General features: G+C 66.6%; 13 protein-coding genes. 4 read left to right on the plus strand and 9 right to left on the minus strand.

Annotated elements, in window-relative coordinates; all coding sequences use genetic code 11:
* Positions 1-103: 103 nt before the first annotated feature.
* From BUC15_RS00310 to BUC15_RS00320, 3 genes are all read left to right on the plus strand, one after another.
* Positions 104-733 carry a hypothetical protein gene (locus BUC15_RS00310; protein ID WP_073185284.1) on the plus strand — a complete coding sequence of 210 codons (630 nt, stop codon included), beginning with the start codon at positions 104-106 and terminating at the stop codon, positions 731-733.
* Positions 734-839: 106 nt separating this feature from the next.
* Positions 840-1,472, plus strand: a complete 633-nt coding sequence (locus BUC15_RS00315) for a helix-turn-helix transcriptional regulator (protein ID WP_073185286.1) — start codon at positions 840-842, stop codon at positions 1,470-1,472.
* Entirely contained in the window at positions 1,462-1,965 is a 504-nt protein-coding gene (locus BUC15_RS00320) for a hypothetical protein (protein WP_073185289.1), read from the plus strand. The genes BUC15_RS00315 and BUC15_RS00320 overlap by 11 nt, the downstream gene beginning before the upstream one ends.
* 618 nt (positions 1,966-2,583) lie before the next feature.
* On the opposite strand, the gene BUC15_RS20950 is transcribed toward BUC15_RS00320, so the two are convergent.
* From BUC15_RS20950 to BUC15_RS00340, 4 genes are all read right to left on the minus strand, one after another.
* Entirely contained in the window at positions 2,584-2,709 is a 126-nt protein-coding gene (locus BUC15_RS20950; RefSeq protein ID WP_281249237.1) for a hypothetical protein, read from the minus strand.
* Between the two features lie 276 nt (positions 2,710-2,985).
* Complete coding sequence (locus BUC15_RS20955; protein ID WP_281249238.1) at positions 2,986-3,111, minus strand: hypothetical protein; 126 nt, start codon at positions 3,109-3,111, stop codon at positions 2,986-2,988.
* A gap of 351 nt (positions 3,112-3,462) precedes the next feature.
* On the minus strand, positions 3,463-3,966 hold the full coding sequence (locus tag BUC15_RS00335) for an NUDIX hydrolase (protein WP_073185294.1): 504 nt from the start codon (positions 3,964-3,966) through the stop codon (positions 3,463-3,465).
* On the minus strand, positions 3,947-4,654 hold the full coding sequence (locus BUC15_RS00340) for a copper homeostasis protein CutC (protein WP_073185296.1): 708 nt from the start codon (positions 4,652-4,654) through the stop codon (positions 3,947-3,949). The genes BUC15_RS00335 and BUC15_RS00340 overlap by 20 nt, the downstream gene beginning before the upstream one ends.
* Positions 4,655-4,794: 140 nt before the next feature.
* Here BUC15_RS00340 and ppk2 point away from each other — a divergent pair, with 140 nt between their 5' ends.
* On the plus strand, positions 4,795-5,691 hold the full coding sequence (gene ppk2, locus BUC15_RS00345; protein ID WP_073185298.1) for a polyphosphate kinase 2: 897 nt from the start codon (positions 4,795-4,797) through the stop codon (positions 5,689-5,691).
* A 510-nt stretch (positions 5,692-6,201) separates the two neighbouring features.
* Here the strand turns inward: ppk2 and pulA are convergent.
* The 5 genes from pulA to BUC15_RS00370 form a co-directional block, all read right to left on the minus strand.
* Positions 6,202-12,564: a pullulanase-type alpha-1,6-glucosidase gene (gene pulA, locus BUC15_RS00350; RefSeq protein WP_073185300.1), complete on the minus strand. Its 6,363-nt coding sequence runs from the start codon at positions 12,562-12,564 to the stop codon at positions 6,202-6,204.
* 906 nt (positions 12,565-13,470) lie between these two features.
* The gene (locus BUC15_RS00355; protein ID WP_084189229.1) at positions 13,471-14,583 is read right to left on the minus strand and encodes a Wadjet anti-phage system protein JetD domain-containing protein; all 1,113 of its coding nucleotides are present in this window, start codon (positions 14,581-14,583) and stop codon (positions 13,471-13,473) included.
* Positions 14,584-14,811: 228 nt separating this feature from the next.
* Positions 14,812-18,141, minus strand: coding sequence for an ATP-binding protein (locus BUC15_RS00360; protein ID WP_073185305.1), 3,330 nt, complete (start codon positions 18,139-18,141; stop codon positions 14,812-14,814).
* Positions 18,138-18,776, minus strand: coding sequence for a DUF4194 domain-containing protein (locus BUC15_RS00365; RefSeq protein WP_073185307.1), 639 nt, complete (start codon positions 18,774-18,776; stop codon positions 18,138-18,140). The genes BUC15_RS00360 and BUC15_RS00365 overlap by 4 nt, the downstream gene beginning before the upstream one ends.
* Positions 18,773-20,233: a DUF3375 domain-containing protein gene (locus BUC15_RS00370; RefSeq protein ID WP_073185309.1), complete on the minus strand. Its 1,461-nt coding sequence runs from the start codon at positions 20,231-20,233 to the stop codon at positions 18,773-18,775. The genes BUC15_RS00365 and BUC15_RS00370 overlap by 4 nt, the downstream gene beginning before the upstream one ends.
* Positions 20,234-20,374: the final 141 nt, after the last annotated feature.

Here is a 20,374-nt window from a genome sequence, read left to right on the forward strand (position 1 = left end):
ACAAGGCAGGTCCGGATCATTGATACCCGGGACATCAGTGAACGCAGGCTGTCGTGCTCCTATGCCAGAATGTCAAGCAGCCAAGGGAGGGAGGTGTAGGCACATGGTCCTCTACGCCGCCACCGACGCTTGGCCGAACCATCCGAAGCCATGGTTCCGCGATGTGTACAAGATCGCTCGCGGCCATGGCTGGACGCTGGAGACCCACACGAGCCATACCGGCAGCGCGACAGTCCGATGCCCCAGCGGCGATTGCTCCTTCAAGGTCTTCGCAACGGGCCGGGGCGCCGAGAGCGTAGCCAAGCAGCACAAGCTCATGATCGAGCGCTGCCCGCACGGGCCTGGGACCATCGACGCACTCACCCGCGCGACTGAGCTACTCGACAGGTCGGAGCGTCTTCTGAATGCGCTCGACTCCCTGCGCGAACGTGACAACCTCAACAACCGGGTGCAAGCCCTTCTGGTCGACGACGCAGACCGTCACGAGGACGAGATCCTTGACCTCTGGCTCGCCGCAGATGGGCTCGCCGCCGAGGCCGGGGAGCTACTTGCCGGGCTGGACACCTCAATCCCAGAGGAGATCGTCGAGACCACAGACAGGAACCTCGGCGCGGCGCGCCGAATCCTGCGCCCACTGCCGAAGACTGATGAGGTCACCAGGCAGAGGACCCGTGCCAGCAGCCTGCGAGTGCGCTGCGACGCACACCGCAAATTCATATCTCACTCTTGGTAAACGATTTCCTTGGACGACAAAAAACGGTAAGTTGGCAGTTGTCAACCCAAGCGCCGGGTATCGAGGCTATGCCTCCCACTGCCGCGCTGGCGAAAGGAGAACCGAGATGACAACGGTCGTGCGCGTTCAAGTCCCAGACCTGAACCTCAACGACGACACCCTCGACGACCGCCTCGCTGAGTTCGACAACGCCACCTTCTCGGAGGTCGATGGCCTAACCTTGATCACCGTCTACGTCGAAGACGGGTGGTCGGTCGTAGACACGGTGTTGGAAGCCACACGCAAGCTCGCCACCAAGATCCCGGCCGCGATCGCGAAGCGTGTTCATCCAGATCTCGTCACCACGTCTGACATCGCCCAGCGAGTCGGCGTCAGCCGCGAGGCCGTCCGTAAGTGGGTCAAGGACTCACGCAAGCCGTTCCCGGCCCAGTTCGACAACATCACTGCTGGCCACCAGCGCGTGTGGCGCTGGGCCGAGGTCGCCGAGTGGCTGCTGAAGGCGAAGTCGATCGACATGGACGAGGACCTGCCGAGCCTGGCCGACATTGCACACATCGATGCCTGCTTGAACAAGGTTCCGGACATGCTCAGCCAAGCGTGGGCCATGACCCAGACCGAAGAGATCGCGTTTTCCTTCGCGGCCACTGGGCGGCGCGCCAGCATTTCGCCCGTGATCGACATCGAGCTATACCGGCAGCAACGCGTCTGCCGTGGCGAGGAGGTGTCGAGTGCCGTCTGACGTGCCCCTCCCGATCGAGTTGGACCTGTTGCCGCTGGTCGCGCGCACCGACATCCGTGACGTGCGGCTCGTCTCGATCGAAGCACAGGCGCCAGACGTGCAGGCAGAGGATGCTGCGGTCCATTTCACAATGGACGAGATGGCGTACCGCGTGGAGGCAGGAACCTTGTTTGTGCGTGTAGCTGCCAATGTGCGGTATCTGGCAGAGGGTCCGGGCGCAGGCCAGCCCTCGGCCCCTGAGAGCGAACCGCCCCGGCTCGAGATTGGGCGGATCACCCTCGTGCTCCTCGCAGAGTTGGCCTTCGAAGGCGGCGAGATCAGTCAGACGCAGGCGGATGAGTTCATGGCACGCAACCTGCTTTTCATGTTGTTCCCGTACATTCGGACTACCGTCCAGCAAGTCTCGGCGGACCTGCGGCTACCACTGACGGTGCTGCCCTATCTCCGGCGCGAGACAGGGATCACATCGGAAGATGCTGACCCACCAGACTGACTCCAACATCGCAATCGTCACTTTTCGTGACGGGTCACCCAACGGTCAACGGCTACGAGGGTGGTCACGTGGCCGCAATTGCCATGTGCCTCCGGAGTCCTGCGACGGGAAGAACCGGACCACGCGCCAGGTGAGACGGCCGTAGTGCCCGGCTCCCTCGCTGGCAGGAGCTGGACAGCCACGAGTTGCGGCGGCACGACGCGGTCCGCGCTGGACACGACACGGCAAGCAGCTTGAGTGCCTGGTCGATGGCAAGCTGGGTGGGCGTCGCGGCCTGCCCCTCGGTCATTACGGTCTTCTTCACCGGTATCAGTTCCGGCGGCGGTGCCTGGATCGTCCGCCCCGGCCGACGGGCACGGAGCTGAGCCCTCCTGCGCTTGCGCAGGGCGGCCAACAACCCAGCAGCGAGGACCCCGCCCGCACCGGTGAGCCCGACCAGCACCCACGGGGCCAGAGCCTCCGCGTCCCCATCGGACGCCTCGCGCACAGGCCTAGCGCCGGCACTCACTTCGTAAGCCACGGTCGCCGAGGTGGCTGATGAGGGCGCCGCCGACGCGCTGGACGGAGCGGCTGGAACAGGGCAGCCCGCACAAGGCTCGGCGTCTGCCCGGAAAACCGTCACCCGTTGAGTCGGACGACGCGGACGGCGATCTCGACCAGGCTCCGAGCGCGGCGGGCGAGGGCCTGAGACTTCGCGGCGGACATGAGGCTGACGCCGTACTCGACGTCAGCTTTGTTGGACACCAGTTCGCGGAGTCCCTTCTCTGCACCGGCAGCATCCGGTCGCTGCCCCAGCGCCCGACGAAGCTCCTTCGCGGCGAGCGCATGTCCCCTTGCCCTTCACCGTCGAACCGGTGAGTTGAGTGACGATCGCGTCCTTGGCGCAGATGCCCGCATGGATGGCATCACCCGCAGCAACGGGGTACCGCTCCGCATCCAAATTGGCCTCCGCCGAGGCCAGGCACTCCGCGGCCTTCCTCAGGAAGCTTCGTGCGTGATTGCGATGTTCGAGCGCTGCCATCACCCCACACCAACCGTCACCTGAGGGAGCGACCCGAGCAGAAGCACCCCATCAGAGAGGATCTGGGTGACGACTCGCTCCTCGCCGCTGGCCACAAGACGCTCGAACTCCTCCGGTGTGAACACCAACACATCACAGTCAATGCCCAGCCGAGCACGGACCGCATCTTCCAACTCCGTCCGACCCTGCCAATCCGAGGGCGCAAGACGGCCAGGTCGACATCGCTCTCGGCGGTTGCCTCCCTACTGCCGCCCAGTCAGCGGTGCCCCAGTGCGCAGCAGCACGGCGAGCACAACCCCGCTCGCACCTGGGATCAAGCCCCCGAACGCAGCCTCAAATCGCATATGACCACTCTGGCGGCCACATGATTGTTTCAATAGTCGCCCGGGTGGGAACTTGCCTCGTATATCGTCCCCCACTCCCCTGAGCGCCTCGCGGCCGTCAACGAGATCGCACCCGCGTACTACCAGGACCGCTCAGAGTGGAACCGTCGACTCCTCGACTTCCCCCAGGTCGACCGGAGCACCTCCACCCCAACCCGCCAGTTGTGAAAGCTCCGCAGGCCACACCGGTTCGGGCAGCGCGTCGAGCCTGAACCAACCGCTTTCCACCCGCCGCCGACGCTCGGCCTCGGTCAGGGCAGCGTCGACGGGGTCGAAGCGCCAGGTCCGTAGGAGGAAGAACGTCTCGTCCTGAATTAGGATGCGGTCCGAATAGCCGTGCGCCACCTCTCTGACGGCGACCGGCCCCTCCAACGCCTCCGGTCCCACCCGCAGCCCGGTCTCTTCGAACAGTTCCCGCACGGCCGCCGTCCGGGCATCCTCGCCGTCGTCGATCCCGCCTCCTGGCACCTGCCAGAAACGCGACCCGGGGATGCCGGGGTCGGTGTCGCCCTGCAGCAGGACCTCGTCGCCTGCGACGACGATGACGCGGGCACCTCTGCGTCGCTTCAGTCGCCGCTCAGTCCGGGTGTCGGGCATGGGCCACCTCAACGTCGATCAGGTCGCGCCAACTGGCTACCAGTTCCGGATCGACGTAGGCCTTGAAGGAGCGCCCCGGACGTGCCGGGGACCCGATGTGGAAGGCCCGCACCCCTGCGCGCACCAGCCACGGCACGTGTTCGGGGGCCAGGCCACCGCCGGCCATGATCAGGCGTGCGACGTCGGGGGCTGCCTTCGCCCGTGCCACCAGCCCGTCGAGCCCCTGCTCGACGCCCCGGGCCGAGCCGGCCGTGAGCACCTGCGTCAGCCCGGGCAGGGTCTGCACGTCGGCCCACGCACGGCCGAGGTCGAGGCAATGGTCGATCGCGCGGTGGAAGGTCCACGGAAACCCCCCGTCGCCGACGAGTTCGCCGACCACTTCCCGGTCGACCCGATTGGCCCCGTTCAGGTAGCCGAGCACGACGCCGTCGGCACCTGCCTCCAGATAGGAACCGATGAGGCCCTTGAGCCGGACCACCTCTCCCCCGTCGGTCGTGAAACCGGCCCGAAGCCGCACCATCGGGCGGATCTGGATAGAGGTCGCACGCCTCACCTTCTCCACCAGGCCCGGCTCGGGCGACAGACCGTCGTCGTCCATGGTGCCCAGCAGTTCGACGCGGTCGGCACCCCCGGCTTCTGCACGCTCGGCGTCGGCGGCGTGCAGGGCGATCACCTCGAGCAGACTCATAGGCACATTCTGCCGGGCTTGGCCGCTCCCGCGCCTCGACCCGCAGGAAATCGGATCGAAGTTCAACCACCAGACCCCAGAAACGCAGTGTTTTGGGCAAGTTCACCCTCCTGACATCTTTTGGCGGTAATCATGGGGGTATGACCCAGAACATGCCGCTTCGCGAATACATCGACCACCTCAAGGAAGAGGGGTACCGGGTCGAAGGGGCAGAGGGTGTCGACCCGGAGCTGATCGCACCCGACGGCTCGGCGGTACACACCTGGCAGGACAGCTACCCGTATGAAGAGTTGATGGACCGAGGACTCTACGAGCACGAGAAGTACCTCCTCCAAGTCGAACTACTCAAGTTCCAGTACTGGTCCCAGGACACCGGCGCCAAGCACGTCATCGTGTTCGAGGGTCGCGACGCCGCCGGCAAGGGAAGCACCATCAAACGCTTCAACGAACACCTCAACCCTCGGGCGGCGCGAGTGGTCGCGCTGGCCGCACCGTCGAACACCGAGCGTGGCCAGTGGTACTTCCAGAGGTATGTGAGGCATCTTCCTACCTCCGGCGAGATCGTCATGTTCGACCGGTCCTGGTACAACCGGGCGGGCGTCGAACGGGTGATGGGGTTCTGCACCGACGACGAGTACGAGACGTTCATGTCACAGGCGCCACACTTCGAGCGGATGCTCGTGGAGTCGGGCATCAGCCTCACCAAGTTCTGGTTCTCCGTGACTCAGGACGAACAGCGCACCCGGTTCGCGCTGCGTCAACTGGATCCGGTCCGGCAGTGGAAGCTCTCTCCGATGGATCTGGAGAGCCTCGACCGCTGGGATGCCTACACCACGGCCAAGGAACTGATGCTGCTGCGCACGGACAAGAAGTACGCCCCTTGGACGACGGTGAAGTCCAACGACAAGAAGCGGGCCAGGATCAACGCGCTGCGGGCTTTCCTGAACCAGTTCGACTACGAGGGCAAGGACACCTCTGTGGTCTACGCCCCCGACCCGTTGATCATCAAGCGCGCCAAGAACACGCTGGGAGACTGAGCAGCCACCGGTTGGTTGGGGCTAGCTGGCTCGCTGACACCCGACCTGGTAGCTCAGGGTGTGCGAAGCCGGGCTTTGAACGGTCTTCCTGTGCGAGCCTGCTTCGTCGTCACCCGCGGTTTTCGCTCGTCACCAGCGATCCGCGCCCGACACCAACGATCCGCACTCGACACCAACCATCCGCGCCCGACACCAACCATCCGCGCCCGACACCAACGATCCGCACTCGACACCAACGATTTCGCTCGACACCAGCGGAATACGGCAGGTAACGCGCCATTTCGCTGGTAACGCGACCTCGGCGCCGTCACACCCACCCCGTCCCCCCCAGGTACCGCCGTCGCGCCACCAGAAATCTTCGATCGTGACCAGCTCTCCGACCACCACCAGCCTGACCAGCCTCTGCGACCCCGACCGAGACGGGGCAATGGCCGGGCGTTCTCCAACAATGCTCCAACAAGACAGGCGACCCGACCAGCCGGGGCCGGTCGGGTCACATGGAAGAGAGTCTCAGCGGAACAAGACGATGTTGTTCAGGATCCACCGCCCCCGGACCCACTGGTACGTCGTCCGGCCATTAGTTGTGACCTCCGCGATCACGTCGGCCCGAACGTAGCTGCGGCAGCCGTTGCGACCGGTTGCCGCAGTGTCGCATTCGGTTCGCCAACTGCGGCCGTCGGCCGCGGTCCACGTGCCCGTGTTTCCAAGCGGGTTATTCCGCCAGACCGAGCGTGGCGACTGCAGGTAGGTGAGGCTGTTGAAGGCCCAGCCGTTCGTCTTGACGAACCTGCCGTCGACCTGCCGGATGGTGGTCGCCCAGATGTAGGTGCGGCAACGTTTCGTCACCGAATAGGGCTCACACGACGTCTGCCACCAGCGGCCGTTGTGGAAGTGCGTGCCAGGGGTGGTGTAGACGTTGAGCGGCGGCTTCGACGGGGTCGCCGTCGGGCTCACCGTCGGGGTCGGACTCACCGTCGGGGTCGGACTCACCGTCGGAGTCGGGCTCACCGTCGGAGTCGGGCTCACCGTCGGAGTCGGACTCACCGTCGGAGTCGGGGTGGGCGAAGGAGACGGCCGCACCTCCTCCTCCACGAACACCACCGCAGAGCGGGCCGGAACCTTCACCGTGCCGCTCGCCTTGTCCCACGTCGCCTCCGCAAGCACCGGGTCGTCGTGCACCCCGTCGGTCAGGACCGGGGATAGCGACAGGTCGACCCCCGCCAGAGCGTCGACCGCCTCGGTGATCGGCTCCGGCGATGAGTTCAGCACAACCAGCAACCCGTCGAGGTCACCGTCGACATCGGTCCCGACGGTGTCGTCGATGCGCATGACGATCAGACCGGCGGTCTGGTCGGCACCGGCGTTGGGGAACGTGACCTTCTGGTCGATCAGCTCCGCCGACCCGAGCGTGAGCAGCGGGTGCGTGGAACGCAGCTGCAGCAGTTCGAGTGCCTGATCGCGTGAAGTCGCGATGTCGGACGCCGACGGCAGATTTGCCGTGTTCGTCAGCAATGGCCTCATGGCCGACCACTGCGACGAATTGTCGGCGGCCGGTGGCAGCCCGACACCGAAGTTGTTCGACCCCATCGACCAGTCGAGCGCGTTGAAGTGATCTCCCGAGTTGTACGAGTTGCGGTCCATGGACTTCGACCGCAGGAGGTCGGTGCCCGCGTGCCAGAACGTCGGCGACTGGCCCAGCGTCACGGTCGCAAGCGACATCGTGTTCATCCTGATCCGGTCGGCCATCGAAGTGTCGGAAGGCAGCTTCCAAACCCCGAGGTCGAAGAGCGTCTCGTTGTCGTGTGCATCGACGTAGTTCACAGACTCGTCCGGCTCCGAGGCGTAGCCCGCGGGCTGCCCGTTGTAGTCGAGTTCGCTGCCCTTCTGCACCGTGCCCGCCGCAGTCTCGAACGAGTAGTCGGCGAGGTTGCCAGCCATGCCGAGCCGGATGAGGTCCTGCCGATGCCTCAGGTCGGCCAGCTGATCGGCAGGGCTCGCCTTCGATTGGCCGTTCGGGTCGGTGTAGAGCCCAGTGCCGAAGCCCTGGTTCTCGGACTTGTTCTCGTCGAAGGGCCCGCCGCCGTGGACGGCATCTCGGAGCCGGTCGTTGAACGCGCCGATGTTGGTGCCGTTCAGCTGGCCCTGCGTGGCCTGGGTGAACCGAGCGTTGTCGGCGACCTCCCCGAAGTTCCAGCCCTCGCCGTACAGGTAAATGCCCTTCCCGTCGACCCCGTCATCGGCCATCGTCAACTCATCGAGCGCGGAACGCACGGCCGTCATGTTGTCGACCGAGTGATGGCCCATCAGGTCGAATCGGAAGCCGTCGACGTGGTAGTCGGCGGCCCAGGTGACGACCGAGTCGACCATCAGCTGCTCAGCCATCGCGTGTTCGGTTGCGATGTTCTGGCAGCAGGTGGAGGTCTCCACGGCCCCCCTCAAATTGAGGCGGTGATAGTAGCCGGGCACGACTTTGTCCAGCACCGAGGTGTCGCCCTGCCCGGAGGCGGAGGTGTGGTTGAACACCTGGTCGAGGACCACCTGGTAGCCGATGTCGTGCAGCCCGCCGACCATCTCCCGGAACGCCGCCGTGCGGGCTCCGCCATTCTGGTTGGCGGCGCTGGCGTAGGACCCCTCGGGAGTCGAGAAGTGGAACGGGTCGTAGCCCCAGTTGAAGCCGTCCTGATCAGCGACGGCCATGACCGCGGCCTGCTGCTCCTCGGAGGCAGGCCCGGCGTCGGGAACGACAGGCTCCTTCTGCTCGGCCCGGTCCTCCTCGATGGTGGCGATGTCGAAGCTCGGCAACAGGTGGACGGTGTTCATGCCCGCCTCAGCCAATTCGGTCAGCCGCTTGACGCCTTCGGTGCCCTTGAGCGCGAACGCCTCATAGGTGCCGCGCAGCGCTTCAGGGACCGTCTCATCGGTGATCGAGAAGTCGCGGATGTGCAGTTCATAGATGGCGCGGTCGACGAACTGGTCGATCGTCGGGGCCGGGGTCTCGGTCCAGATCTCCGGAGCCCACTCCGGGTCGTCGAGATCGACGAGGACGGAGTGGGTCGAGTTCAGGGTGAGGCCCTCGGAGTACGGGTCGGTGACCACGTTGTGGGTCAGCGCGTCCAGCGAAGGGACAAACACATTGACGTCGAACTGGTAGGCCCGGTTCTTCCAGGCCGGAAGACCATCGACGGACCAGGCACCGTCGGAGGCACGGGTCATCGCGACCCGCGTGGGTTCGCCACTGCCCAACAGGTCGTCAAAGAGCAGTAGGTCGACCGAGGTGGCGGTCGGTGCCCACAGCCGCACGCTCGGCACGTCGTCTGCGAAGGTGACCCCGAGGGCCTCCCCGCGGGCGTCCTCGCCGAACAGGTCGTCCAGCACACCGGGGATCTGGACGCCGGTGAACACCTGCGCAATCCCGTCCGCACCGCGCTGGACGACGGCCAGGTCGCCCTTGAGCGCGGCCTCGACATCCGCCCTGGATGCTTCAAGTTTCAGCGCGGCGAACCCTGCGAGGTGGCCACGGTCCGCCAGCTGTTCGGCCGTGAGCCCCGCGGTGTCGCGGGTGAGATCGCCGAGTTTCACGGCACCCGCCCCGCTCCCGCCGACGACGACGCCGTCGGCCAGCGCGAGGCCGCCGTCGGGATCGGTCCACAGCTCCCAGGTCGTGCCTCCGCCGGTGATGAGGTTGGTCGGCCAGGCGAAGGTCGACGCATCGACCCAGTGCGCGAGGTCCTGGCCGGTGCCCGCCAGCGGCGGATCCTCCACCGGGATGTCGAGCAGGCGGGTCGCCAGGGTGTAGGTGAAGGTGACCTGCTTGCCGGCCGAGGCCTGGAAGGCGTAGTTGTCTCCGCCCGGCACGCCGCCGACCCCGTAGTTCTCGTCCCAAGAGAGGCCGTGGGCGACCTTCACCTCATAAGAGCCGGTCGGGATGGCCGTGGTCGACCAGGTGTAGACGCCGTCGCCGTCCGGATCGAACATGAGGGTGTTCAGGCACGCGGGCTGCCAGTCACCCGGGCAACCGACGGCGGCCTGGAAGCTGCCCGGCAGCGTGACGACCGGGCCCTGCGCGGTGTTGAAGAACGCATGCGTCACCGGGTCGTAGTAGAAGGTGACAGGGCCGGCCTGGGTGACGGTGTAGGCGACGTTGTCGCCGTTTGGCACCCCGCCCTTCCCGAAATTGATGTCCCAGGACCCGCCGACGGCGACCTTGTACTCGTAGCTGCCAGCGGGCAGCTCGAACGTGCCCACATAGATGCCGGACGCGTCGCGGGTGAGCATCGCGTCGGTGCAGCCCGGCTGCCAGTCGCCGGGGCAGCCCATCGCGGAGTTGTGGCTGCCCGGAACGGTCACCATGGTCGACGGGTCGACGTCCGGGCCCTCGGGGGCTGGGGCACCGAGGTCGGTGCCGACCACGACGGTGCCGGAGGAAGCGACCCTCGAGCCGTCGGCGTCGACCGACACGGCCCGCACCTCGACGACGGTGCCGTCGGGCAGGTGGCCGAAGTCGGCGAAGACGCGCGGCCGGTCGGTGGTGGAGGTGCCGAGCGCGGTGTACTCGGTTTCACCGAGGACACGGTAGGCAAACGACGTCTCGGCCCAGCGGTCGGCCGCGATGGTGGCGCTGACGGGGGTCAGTCCGTCGGCGGGGGCTCCAGGCACGATCGAGATCGACTGTACATCCCCTGAGTCGGCGACCTGCGTGTCGGCCTTGAACACGACCGCGGCGAGCGCCGGCACGGTGACTTCGACCTTGCCGTCTGCATCGGCGGTCACGCTCCCGCTCGCCCCGTACAGGGGAGCGTAGGTCGCTCCCGGGGTCAGGGTCGTGAGCTCGACCGTCTTCGCCGTCGTCGCGTTGTTCAGGGCCACCAGATGCTCGACCCGTTCGGCCCGGTCGATCCGGGAGAACGCGTAGACGCCCGGCCCGTTGTCGGCGTGGAGTTCGATCTGCGCACCGGTGGCCAGCGCCTCGTTGGCCTGACGCAGCTCGCCCAGCTCGGCGATCGACCGGTAGAGGGCGCCGTCGGTGCCGAAGTGCGAGCCTGTGCCGAACGCGGTGCCGTCGATCAGGGTGTTCTCGATGAAGCTCGGCACCTGCGAGGCGAACATCGATTGGCGGGCGTCCTTGTCGTTTCCATCACCGACGAAGCCCTGCTCGTCGCCGTAGTAGACGACCGGCTGGCCGCGGGTGAGGAACATCAATTCGTGCGCGAAGGTGCTGCGCTCCAGCTTGTCGTTCGAGGTGCCGAGGAGGTAGCCGATCCTGCCCATGTCGTGGTTGCCGAGGAAGGTCGGCAGCGAGGCGGCGGAGCTGTCGGCGGTGGTGTAGTAGTCGTCGGCGGCGAACAAGCCGGACAGTCCCTGCGCGGTGAAACCCTTTGCGTAGTTCAGCGCCGAGGACTGGTAGGCGAAGTCGAGGACCGAGTTCATGTCGGTGTCGCGCACGTAGGGTGAAAGCAGCTTGGCGTCGGCGTCGTAGACCTCGCCGAACATGAAGAAGTCGGGATTCGTGGCCGCGGTGTGCTCCGTGATCGCCTTGGTGAACTCCTGCCAGAAGACGAAGTCGACGTGTTTGGCGGTGTCGATCCGGAACCCGTCGATGCCGAGGTCGGTCCACGCCTCATAGATGTCGCTCATGCCGTCGACGACGATCTGGTTCTCGGTCATGAGGTCGTCGAGGTTGGCGAAGTCCATGTACCTGGCGGCCTCGCCCGCCGGCCATGACGGGTCGAATCCGCGGTTGTGGTAGAGCGTGACGTCGTTGAGCCACTCGGGGTACTTCGCCTGCTCCATGCCAGCCGGGACTTCCGGGTCGTATGGGAACGACGTGGTGTCGGGATTCATCAGGGGCATCGCCTGGTCGCCCGGCGCGTAGTCGGCTGGGTCGAACTCGTTGCCGTCGACGTCGCGGTACGGGTCGTCGGCTTTCAGCACGTAGCTGGGGTTACTGCCCTCATGGCCGGCGTAGTAGATCACGTCGGCGGTGTGGTTGGCGATGATGTCGAAGTAGATCTTGATGCCCTTGGCATGGGCCTCGTCGATCAGGGCCTTGAGCTCGGCGTTGGTGCCGAAGTGGGGGTCGATCTGGGTGAAGTCGGTCACCCAGTAGCCGTGGTAGCCGGCCGAGACGTCAGCCCCTTCACCCTGGACCGGTCGGTTCACGAACGACGGGGTGAGCCAGATGGCCGTGGACCCGAGGCCCTCGATGTAGTCGAGCCGGTCGCGGAGCCCCTGGATGTCGCCGCCGTTGAAGAACCCCTTGTCTGTGGGGTCGAAGCCTGTGGTGAGCCGGTCGGTGCCTGAGCAGTCGACCGGAAGTGCCCCGCCTGCGGAGGCGTGGCCGGTGGCGATGCAGGAGTCGTTGGCCGACGAGCCGTTCTCGAACCGGTCGGTCAGCACGAAGTAGAAGTTGTTGCCTGCCCCGGGGTCAGCGAACGGGGCGGCGACCAGCGGATCGTCGGCGGTGGTGTAACCGCCCGGCAGGTCGGCGGCGGCGACAGAGACCTTGTTGCTCGAGTCGTCGAAGCTGAAGGTCAGCGTCTGATCGGAAGCCAGCTCCAGGGGCCAGTTACCCTCAGCCGGACCGTAGGACTCGTCCCACGACTGGTTGACGGCGACCTTGAACTCCCAGCCGCCGGCAGGCACGGTGAACTCTCCCGTCCAGACCCCGTCGCCGTCCGGGTCGGTCAGCGCCGTGGCGTCACAAGTTGGCTGCCAGTCTTCCGAGCAGCCGAGCTCGGTCTGCAGGCTGCCGACCAGCGTGACGGCGGTGGTGGCCGCGACCGCGGTCTGGGACGGAACGGTGGCCGTGACCACGGCACTGGAGGCGATCAACGCTGTGATCGCGAGGCCCGAGGTTAAGCGGGGCAGGCGCATTGCTTGACTCCTTCGTCAGGTATTCACCCTTGGACCTCCCACGCTAGGGCGTAGATCGGACACTTTTGGCCGATCGCTGATTGGGAGCACCGTCAGGTCGCTATTTGAACGTGCAACATGGACCATGTTGGCATTTGAACGTGCAACTGCGCAAGAGGCTGGGAGGACCGGGGAGCCGGACACTGACGAGCCCGCCGAGGGCAGTGGCCAATACTCGACCTCAGACACAGCAAAATCGACCACTGGTCGATACTCGACCACCGCCCCCTGAACCCGCCCCCAAGGCAGGGGCCAATACTCGTCGCCAGACACAGCAAAATCGACCACTGGCCGATACTCGACCACCGCCCCCTGAACCCGCCCCCAAGGCAGGGGCCAATACTCGACGCCAGACACAGCAAAATCGACCACTGGCCGATACTCGACCACCACCCCCTGACCCGCCCCCAAAGGCAGTGGCCAATACTCGACGCCAGACACAGCAGAATCGACCACTGGTCGATTTTCAGGGAGGGACCGACGGGACCCCGCACCTCGGCACGGCAGATCGGCACCTCGGCACCCCGGCACATCGACACCCCGGCACCCCGGCACCTCGGCACGGCACATCGACACCCCGACACTCGGCACCTCGGCACCTCGGCACGGCAGATCGGCACCCCGGCACCTCCTCGGCACCTCGGCACGGCACATCGACACCCCGGCACCTCGGCACCTCGGCACGGCAGATCGGCACCCCGGCACCTCCTCGGCACCTCGGCACCTCCTCTGCTTCCCGGAAACGACCGAGGCGCTTCGGAGCCGTACACAAATCTCTCCATGCGTCGAGGCAGGGCCTATATGCCCACACCTCCACGTATACAGAGATTTGTGCACACGCCTCCCCGGATTTCGGGGTTTGCTTCTTCAGCAGCCGATGAGGGCGGCGCGCACCAGGTCCCTCGGCAGACGCTCCTGCTCGAGTCGCAGGTCGTCGGCGCGCAGCAGCGCCAGGGTTTCGAGTTCGCTGACGCTCAGGTGCCCGATCTCGCCGCGGTAGGGCCGCGGCTCAGGGACGGCGAATCTCCGGGCCGCGTTCAGCGTGGCCGAGTCCATCAGGACCGACGTCGTCTGAGGTAGCACGGCGCGGACCTGGCCGAGGATCTGGAAACCGAACGTGTCGAGGTCGCCCCAGTAGAGGACGCTCGCATCCCGGATCCAGCCGACCTCCGCCAGGGAGGGCGCCGCGAAACCCATGCCGTGTACCGCGACCGTTCCAGGTAGTTCCGGCAAGGTCGACACGGTGGTCAGGTTCTCAGAGATCAGCACCCTGCTCGGGCGCAGTTCGAGGGTGACGAGTTCCGGCAGCGTGACGGTGAACTCGCCCGCGCCGGACCAGAGCGACGGGTCAAGGATCCGGACCCGGAAACCGACACCATGACGCAGCAGCCCGGTTTCGGATCCGGTGATCGCCTCGGTCAGCGGTTCGATCAGGCCGCGGTGCCGCTCGAACCACTTGGTATCGACTCCTTGCACCGGGATCTCCCGCTCCCAAAGCCCCGAACCAGGGTGGGAAACGAGCCACCCGAGCACGCCGGAGAGCCTGGGTAGATCGTCCGGGGTGCACTTGGCAAGCGGCTTGGCCGCGCGGACTAGGGCTCCGGTGAAGTCGGTATCTGGCCAGCCTCGGCGTAGGAGGTCGACGGCGTCGAGCGCGATCCGCCACTGCTGGCGATGCCCGGCGATGTCGGCCACGGCGTCCGGACTTGCTGTGACCCGCACGGGGAGGAGTTGACGACCCATCGACGCCCAGGATCGCGGCTCCCATGCCACGACGACGCCTCCCCGCTCCCCGAACCGGCGCCATGCCTTGGCCCAGTCGGCGACCGAATCCGGGTCGGAAAGCGCGTCTCGTTGCGTCGGAGGTTGAAGCGGCCAGGTCAGCGCCCCTTCGCCGGTCGACGCCGAAGCCAGCCAGTCGGGGTACCGCCTGGCCCACAAGCGCCGGGCAAAAGCCCGGAAGTCATCAACGGTTCTCAACCCGACCCCCGTGGGCGGCTGCGACCGCGATCGGCATCCGGAATTGGTTTCGACACGGGGGCTCGCTGACGCTCGCCGCCCGGCTCAACCAGCCCTGGTCGAATCGGTTTCGACACGGGGGCTCGCTGGCGCTCGCCGCCCGGCTCGACCAGCGGCGGTCGAATCGGTTTCGGCACGGGTGCTCGCTGGCGCTCGCCGCCCGGCTCAACCAGCCGCGCCCCACCATCCTCACACCAGCATCTCCTGCTCGACCCCGTCCTCGACCGGGGTCGGGCGTTCGAGGTCGTAATGCAATTCCTGCAGCGTCGAACCGTGGCCCGGCTGATTGGTGACCATGACCACTCCCCCGACGTAGTCGTCGATCGTCTGCAGCATCTTCATCGGCGTCGCGAGCAACAGCTGGAACCCGAAGGTGCGAAACACCTCCAGCCCCGCCTGTGTGAACGTGTGGTCGGCCTTGTCGAAGGCCTCATCGATGACGACCAGGGCGTACGTCGGCGATGTCTGCCCCTCGGGCGCCAACTGGAACCGGAGCGCAGCGGCCAGACAGAAGGTGACGAGCTTCTGCCGCTCGCCCCCGGAACGACCGCCCGACCCGGTGTAGACGTCGACCTGGACGCCGTCGTCGTCGATCACCCTCGCCTGGAACGCCACATGTTGGCGGGTGTCCAGGCAGCGGTCGCGCCAGGCGCGGTCACCTGGTTCGGCCGAGCCGAGCCGGTCGAGCAACTGCTCCATGCGGCCGAACCGCTCCTCGGCGACCTTGCGCTCGTCGGCCGCGTCCGTCCCCGCGAGGTCGAGCATCGAGCTCTCCGTGATCTGGCTGAGCGTACGAAGGAAGGCCTCGACGTCGGGGAGCGACCGGTCGAGCACCTTGATCTGAAGCCGCCCCTCGCGGCTGAAGCGGGTCATCAGCAGCGACCGGTTGACGTCGTCGACCCGGCTGCGGATCTCGCTTCGCGCGCTACGGATCTGCTGCGCAAGCATGCTGATGTTGTTGCGTGCCTGCTTGTTGAGGAGATCGAAGAAGCGGTCCTCGAAGTCGGGGAGGCGGTCGGCCTCCAGCTCTGAGAGCCGGGTGAGGAACTCTGGCAGGTATTCGCGGCCGCTGTCCCAGTCGGCCGAGGCCGCCGGCCATCCGCCACGGTAATGGTCCATCAGCCTGGTCGCCTGCTTCTCCGCCCTCGCCGACGCCTGCGCCAGGTCGGTATCGCGTCGGTGGAGGCGGTTGCGCAGTTGCCCGTCAAGCTGGGCCGGGGGCACCTGGAGACCCGAGGCCTCGGTGTCGAGGGCGGCCCGCACGCCGTCGGGAACCGGGCGGGCGGCGGCGAGTTCACCCGTCAGCCTGCCTGCCTCCGCCTCCAGATTCTCGACCACATCGGTGTGGCGCCGGAGATCGAGCCGAAGGTCGGAAAGTTGCCTGTCGGCCACCTCCTTGACGGCGACGGCGCGTATGAGTTGGCCCTCGAGGGCCCCCAGCTCAACGTTCCTCGAGCGCAACTGTTCGAGTTGACGCTCGACCCCGGCGATCCGTTCGTCGTGGGAGGCGAGGTCGATCCTGTCCCAGGTGAATGCTGCGAGGTCGCGCAAGGCGTCGGCGTGCCTGGTCAGCTCCGCACGCTCGGAGTCCCACCGCCTGAGTTCGTCCTCCAACCGGTCAAGTTCCGCCTGCGACTGCGCCAGCAGCCGCTCGAGCTCGGCCTCCTTGGCCTTTGTGGAGAAGCCGAGCACCCATCGTGAGCGGTCGTCGACCCGAGACCTGTCGTCCTTCTCATGCAGGGCGGCCGAGTGCTTGACCTGGCCGCTTCTGGTCACCGCCCTGTCGTGGCCGTCGAACCCGGTGGCATCGGCGACACACGCGTAGCGGAATCTCCGGTCGAGGCGCTCGGCGACCCAACCCGCGTACTCACCTTCGGCGAGCTCCAGCTTGCCAGGCAGCAGGTCTGCCTCGAACTCCGGGACGGGCAGGCCGGCGGGTTCGACCCGCTCGTAGACCAGCCTCGTGTACAGGTGTTCACGGTCGATGTACCCGGCGGCCGCCAAGTGGTGGCGTGCGGGAATGACGAGGGTGCGGGCGAAGCTGCCGAGGACCCGCTCGATCGCACCGCTCCACCCGGCCTCCTCGGCCTTGACCTGGATCAGTTCGCCGACGAACGGCAGCCGGTCGGGTGGCACCTGGAGGAGCGTCGCGAGCGACTCCCGAACGGCCAGCAGCCTCGCGTCGAGGTTGGAACCGTGCCTGCGGAGGGCCTGCAGATCGTCGGCGAGTCGTTGGTGATCCCGACGCGCTGCTCCCTGGGCGGGCAGCAGTTCGCGTTGTGCCTCGTCGTAGGCGATCTGTCGGGCGGCGACAACCTCACGTGCCTCCGCGAGGTCGTGTTCGAATCTGCCTACCTCGGAAACGTCCGCGGGAAGAGCGACACCGAGCACGGCCGCGGCCGCGGCGAACCGTTCGCGCTCACCGACCGCTCTGTCACGCTCAGAGAAGTGGACAGATCGGAGCGACTCCAGTGTGGTGACGTCTCCCCCACCGGATCTGTCGACGGCCTGCTGGCAGCGACGACGCTCGCCCTCTGCGGCCTCGGCCGCATGCGCCGCCTGGGTGGCCTCCGCGTCGAGGCGCACCACGGCGGGCCGCTCGGCCCCCAGCTCGTGCTGCACCGCGGAGAGTCGACGCGCCCTGAGCCAGCTGTCGAGGTGCTCGAGTTGGAGCTGCACCTCTCTTCGGCGCCCGTCTAGTGAACGAAGCTCGCCGTCGAGCGCTCGCAGCGGGGTGAGCGCTTCCACCTGGTTGCGGGCATCGACGACCGAGGCATGCGCCGAGCGCAACTCCCCGAACTGGGCGATGGTGGTCTGGGCCAGCTCGAAGGTCTCCGGCACGTCCAGCATGAAATCGCGGAACAAGGCATCAAGGTTGGTCAGGTTCTTCGCCGACTGCGTCTTGTGTAGGAGCACCTGAGCCTGCTCGGAGCCGATGCCCAGCTGTCTGCGGAACCGCTCAGCGAATGAGCCGTACTTGTCGCCGGTGTAGGTGTGCCATGACGGATAGGCGTTCTTCAGCTGCCGGTGTTCGATCCCATTGGCGACGAAACCTTGAAGCTCGAGCAGGTCGACGACCCCGGGCGCGATGGCGTACATCGATCTCAGGTCTTCGCGGGCCGTTGAGCTGCCGCTGATGTGGAAGAGCCTGAGTAGCGTGGTCGAGGCGCCCGCCTCATTCACAAACGTGAGTGCCACCCCACTCCAGGTGGGTCCCTTACGCAGGAACGCGGCCCCCACCTCGCCGGTCTCCTCGTCTGTCTCCCGTTTGTGGGCGCCCCGGACGTAGGTGATGAGGTTGCGATCGTGATCTCGGGTGTCGGTGCCTTGCGCGGCCGCGTTGAACCGCACCTTTGCTGGCGCGACGAGGATGGCTGCCATGGCGTCAAGCACCGAAGATTTGCCTGCACCGGAGGGGCCGGTCAGCAGCATGCCCTTCCAGGGCACGTCGAAGCTCCAGGCACCGCTGAACGTGCCCCAGTTGATCAGCTGAACCCGCGCGAGACGATGCTGACTCACTGCCCGGCCATCCTTTCGAGGTCTGCGGTCACGGCTGCGACCTCGTCGGCACCGAACACGAGGCGGAGCACCGGCGAGATCTCCCATCTGTCTTCGACCTCGGCCTTCAACAAGATGGAGTTCTCGGTCATCTTGGCGATGGAGCGACCCACCTTCGCCTCCTGCGCCGACTTATCGGTGGTGTCGCTGCGGAGGAAGCCGCGCAGGTGATCCTCGATCTCGTCACGCCCCACGAACACCCGGGCCGCACTGCCTTGGTTGGCCAGCAGTAGCCGACGCAGGTAGAGGACCAGCACCGTGTCGAGAAGCGTGAGCGGATGGCGACGAACCACCTTCGGGGCGTCCTCCACCGCAAGGTTCCGCACGAACGCGACCCCGGCGTCGCGGTCGAGGACCAGCTGCAGGTACAGGTCGGCCAGCCGCGACCGGACGACCGTCTCGTTGACTTCAAGGGCTGTCCACAAATTCGAGTGTTCCTCGGCCCGCACGTAAGGGCCGTTGAGGAGCTTCAGGAGGAGGCGCCTGGTGGGGGCGTCCAGTTCGCTCGGGTCGTCGGGTGCCTCGACCGCGACGGCGTCGTCCTCGAACTCGTCGACGTCGCCCTCAGCCCTGCGGGGCGCGCTCTGCATGCTCATGGGTGGCTCCAGTGGGAGGGAACTTCGGTGAAAACGTAGCGCGGCGCACTGACAGTTCTGGAGTTACCCATCGATGAGTCCCACCGCCAGCGCTCGACGCCGGGAGCGGGCGTCGCGTTCTCCTCGGCCAGGATCAGCAGGCCGACTATGGATGCGAGACCCTGCGACGCTGGGTGTTCGCGCAGCACATCACCAACGGTCGCCCCAGGCGCCAGGGCCACCGTCTCGGCGACGTTTCGTTCGAGTTCCCGAAAGTCGATCTCGGTGAGGCTGACAAGCCGTCTCAGCTCCTCAAGATCGAGTTCCGGCACCTCCCGGGCCACGACTTCGTCGACCGTGCGCAGGTCGGCCGGGTTATGCAGCGACCATGAGCCGACTGACGCGATCCGCGTCGACGTGAGGTCGAGGTCGCGGCCGAGCTGGGTCGACGGCTGGTGGGTCCTGAGGGCGGCCAACGCGGCTTGGTCCGCCCGCCCGAGAGCCTCGGCGAGGCGTTTGTGTTCGCGGTACTCCTGCGTCTGCACGAACCGTCTGAGGCTGCGTGAGAACTCCGTGAGGCTCAGCCGCACCTGGTGGCTCTCGCGTTGCAGCAGCGTCAGGTACCTGCGCAGGAAGACGGTGTCGGGGCCGGGCATCGACCCGGTGAAGCCGCGGTCGAGGATCGCGTCGACAGCCGCGTCGAACCGGTCGGTGAGCATGCGGTCCAGCAGGAGGTCGTGGAAGGCGTTGAAGGTGCGCCCGGCCTCGCTGGTCTCGATCAGGTCGACGCCGGAGAAGACGTCGTCGAGCACCCCTCCGCGCGACCCGTCGTTGTTGATGATCTGTTCGCGGAGCCGAGCGTTGAGTGTTTCCAGGTCGTCGGCGACCTTGGCGAAATCGCCAGGCACCTCGCCTGCCAGTCGCAGGATCTCAGCCAGCCGTTCCCTGGCGACGACGTCGTCGAGCGGCTCGTAGTCTCCTGACTCGATGCGCGCGATCTCCTGATCGATGCGGTCGCGCTCCTCCCGCAGGCCCTCGACCCGGGTGGCCGCATCAGGGTCGGATTCCCTCGCGAGGGCGTCGAGCAGGCCCGTGACATTGCTCAACCGCGACGACGTGACCGACGACCTAGCCTGTTCCACGTCCGTGACGAACCGAACCACGTCCGCTGCTGAACGGGACAGTTCGACGGTCTCCTCACGGGCCGCTGCCCCGGCGCGTCGAATGAGGTAGCCGTTGGCGATCCAATCGGCCACATATTCCTGGGCGTTTCGTGGCAGGGGGAATCCGGAGTCGCGCAGCTCGTCGAGGTCTTCGGCGACCTGTTCGATGAACTCGGCGTAACCGAGCACCCGCGTCGCCTCGAAGCGATGCGACAACACCGCGACGACGACAGGCAGCAGGTCGGCCCGCAGCAGCCGCATCGGGCCGTCGACGACCCTGCGGGCAGCCACCGCCCGCGCCGCTACACCCGCCATGTCCGGTTCCTATCGCTCGCGTCGCCGCAACCCTACCGCCGTCCCCGGACCGTTCAGTTGCCTGGCCGCGCGACTCCCGCGCGCCCCAACCGAACCGCCACCGCGGGCGTCAGCGGTGGATCGGTCGACCGATGCGCGAGT

It is taken from the genome of Tessaracoccus bendigoensis DSM 12906 (assembly GCF_900141915.1).
In the GTDB taxonomy this organism is placed as follows: Bacteria; Actinomycetota; Actinomycetes; order Propionibacteriales; family Propionibacteriaceae; genus Arachnia; species Arachnia bendigoensis.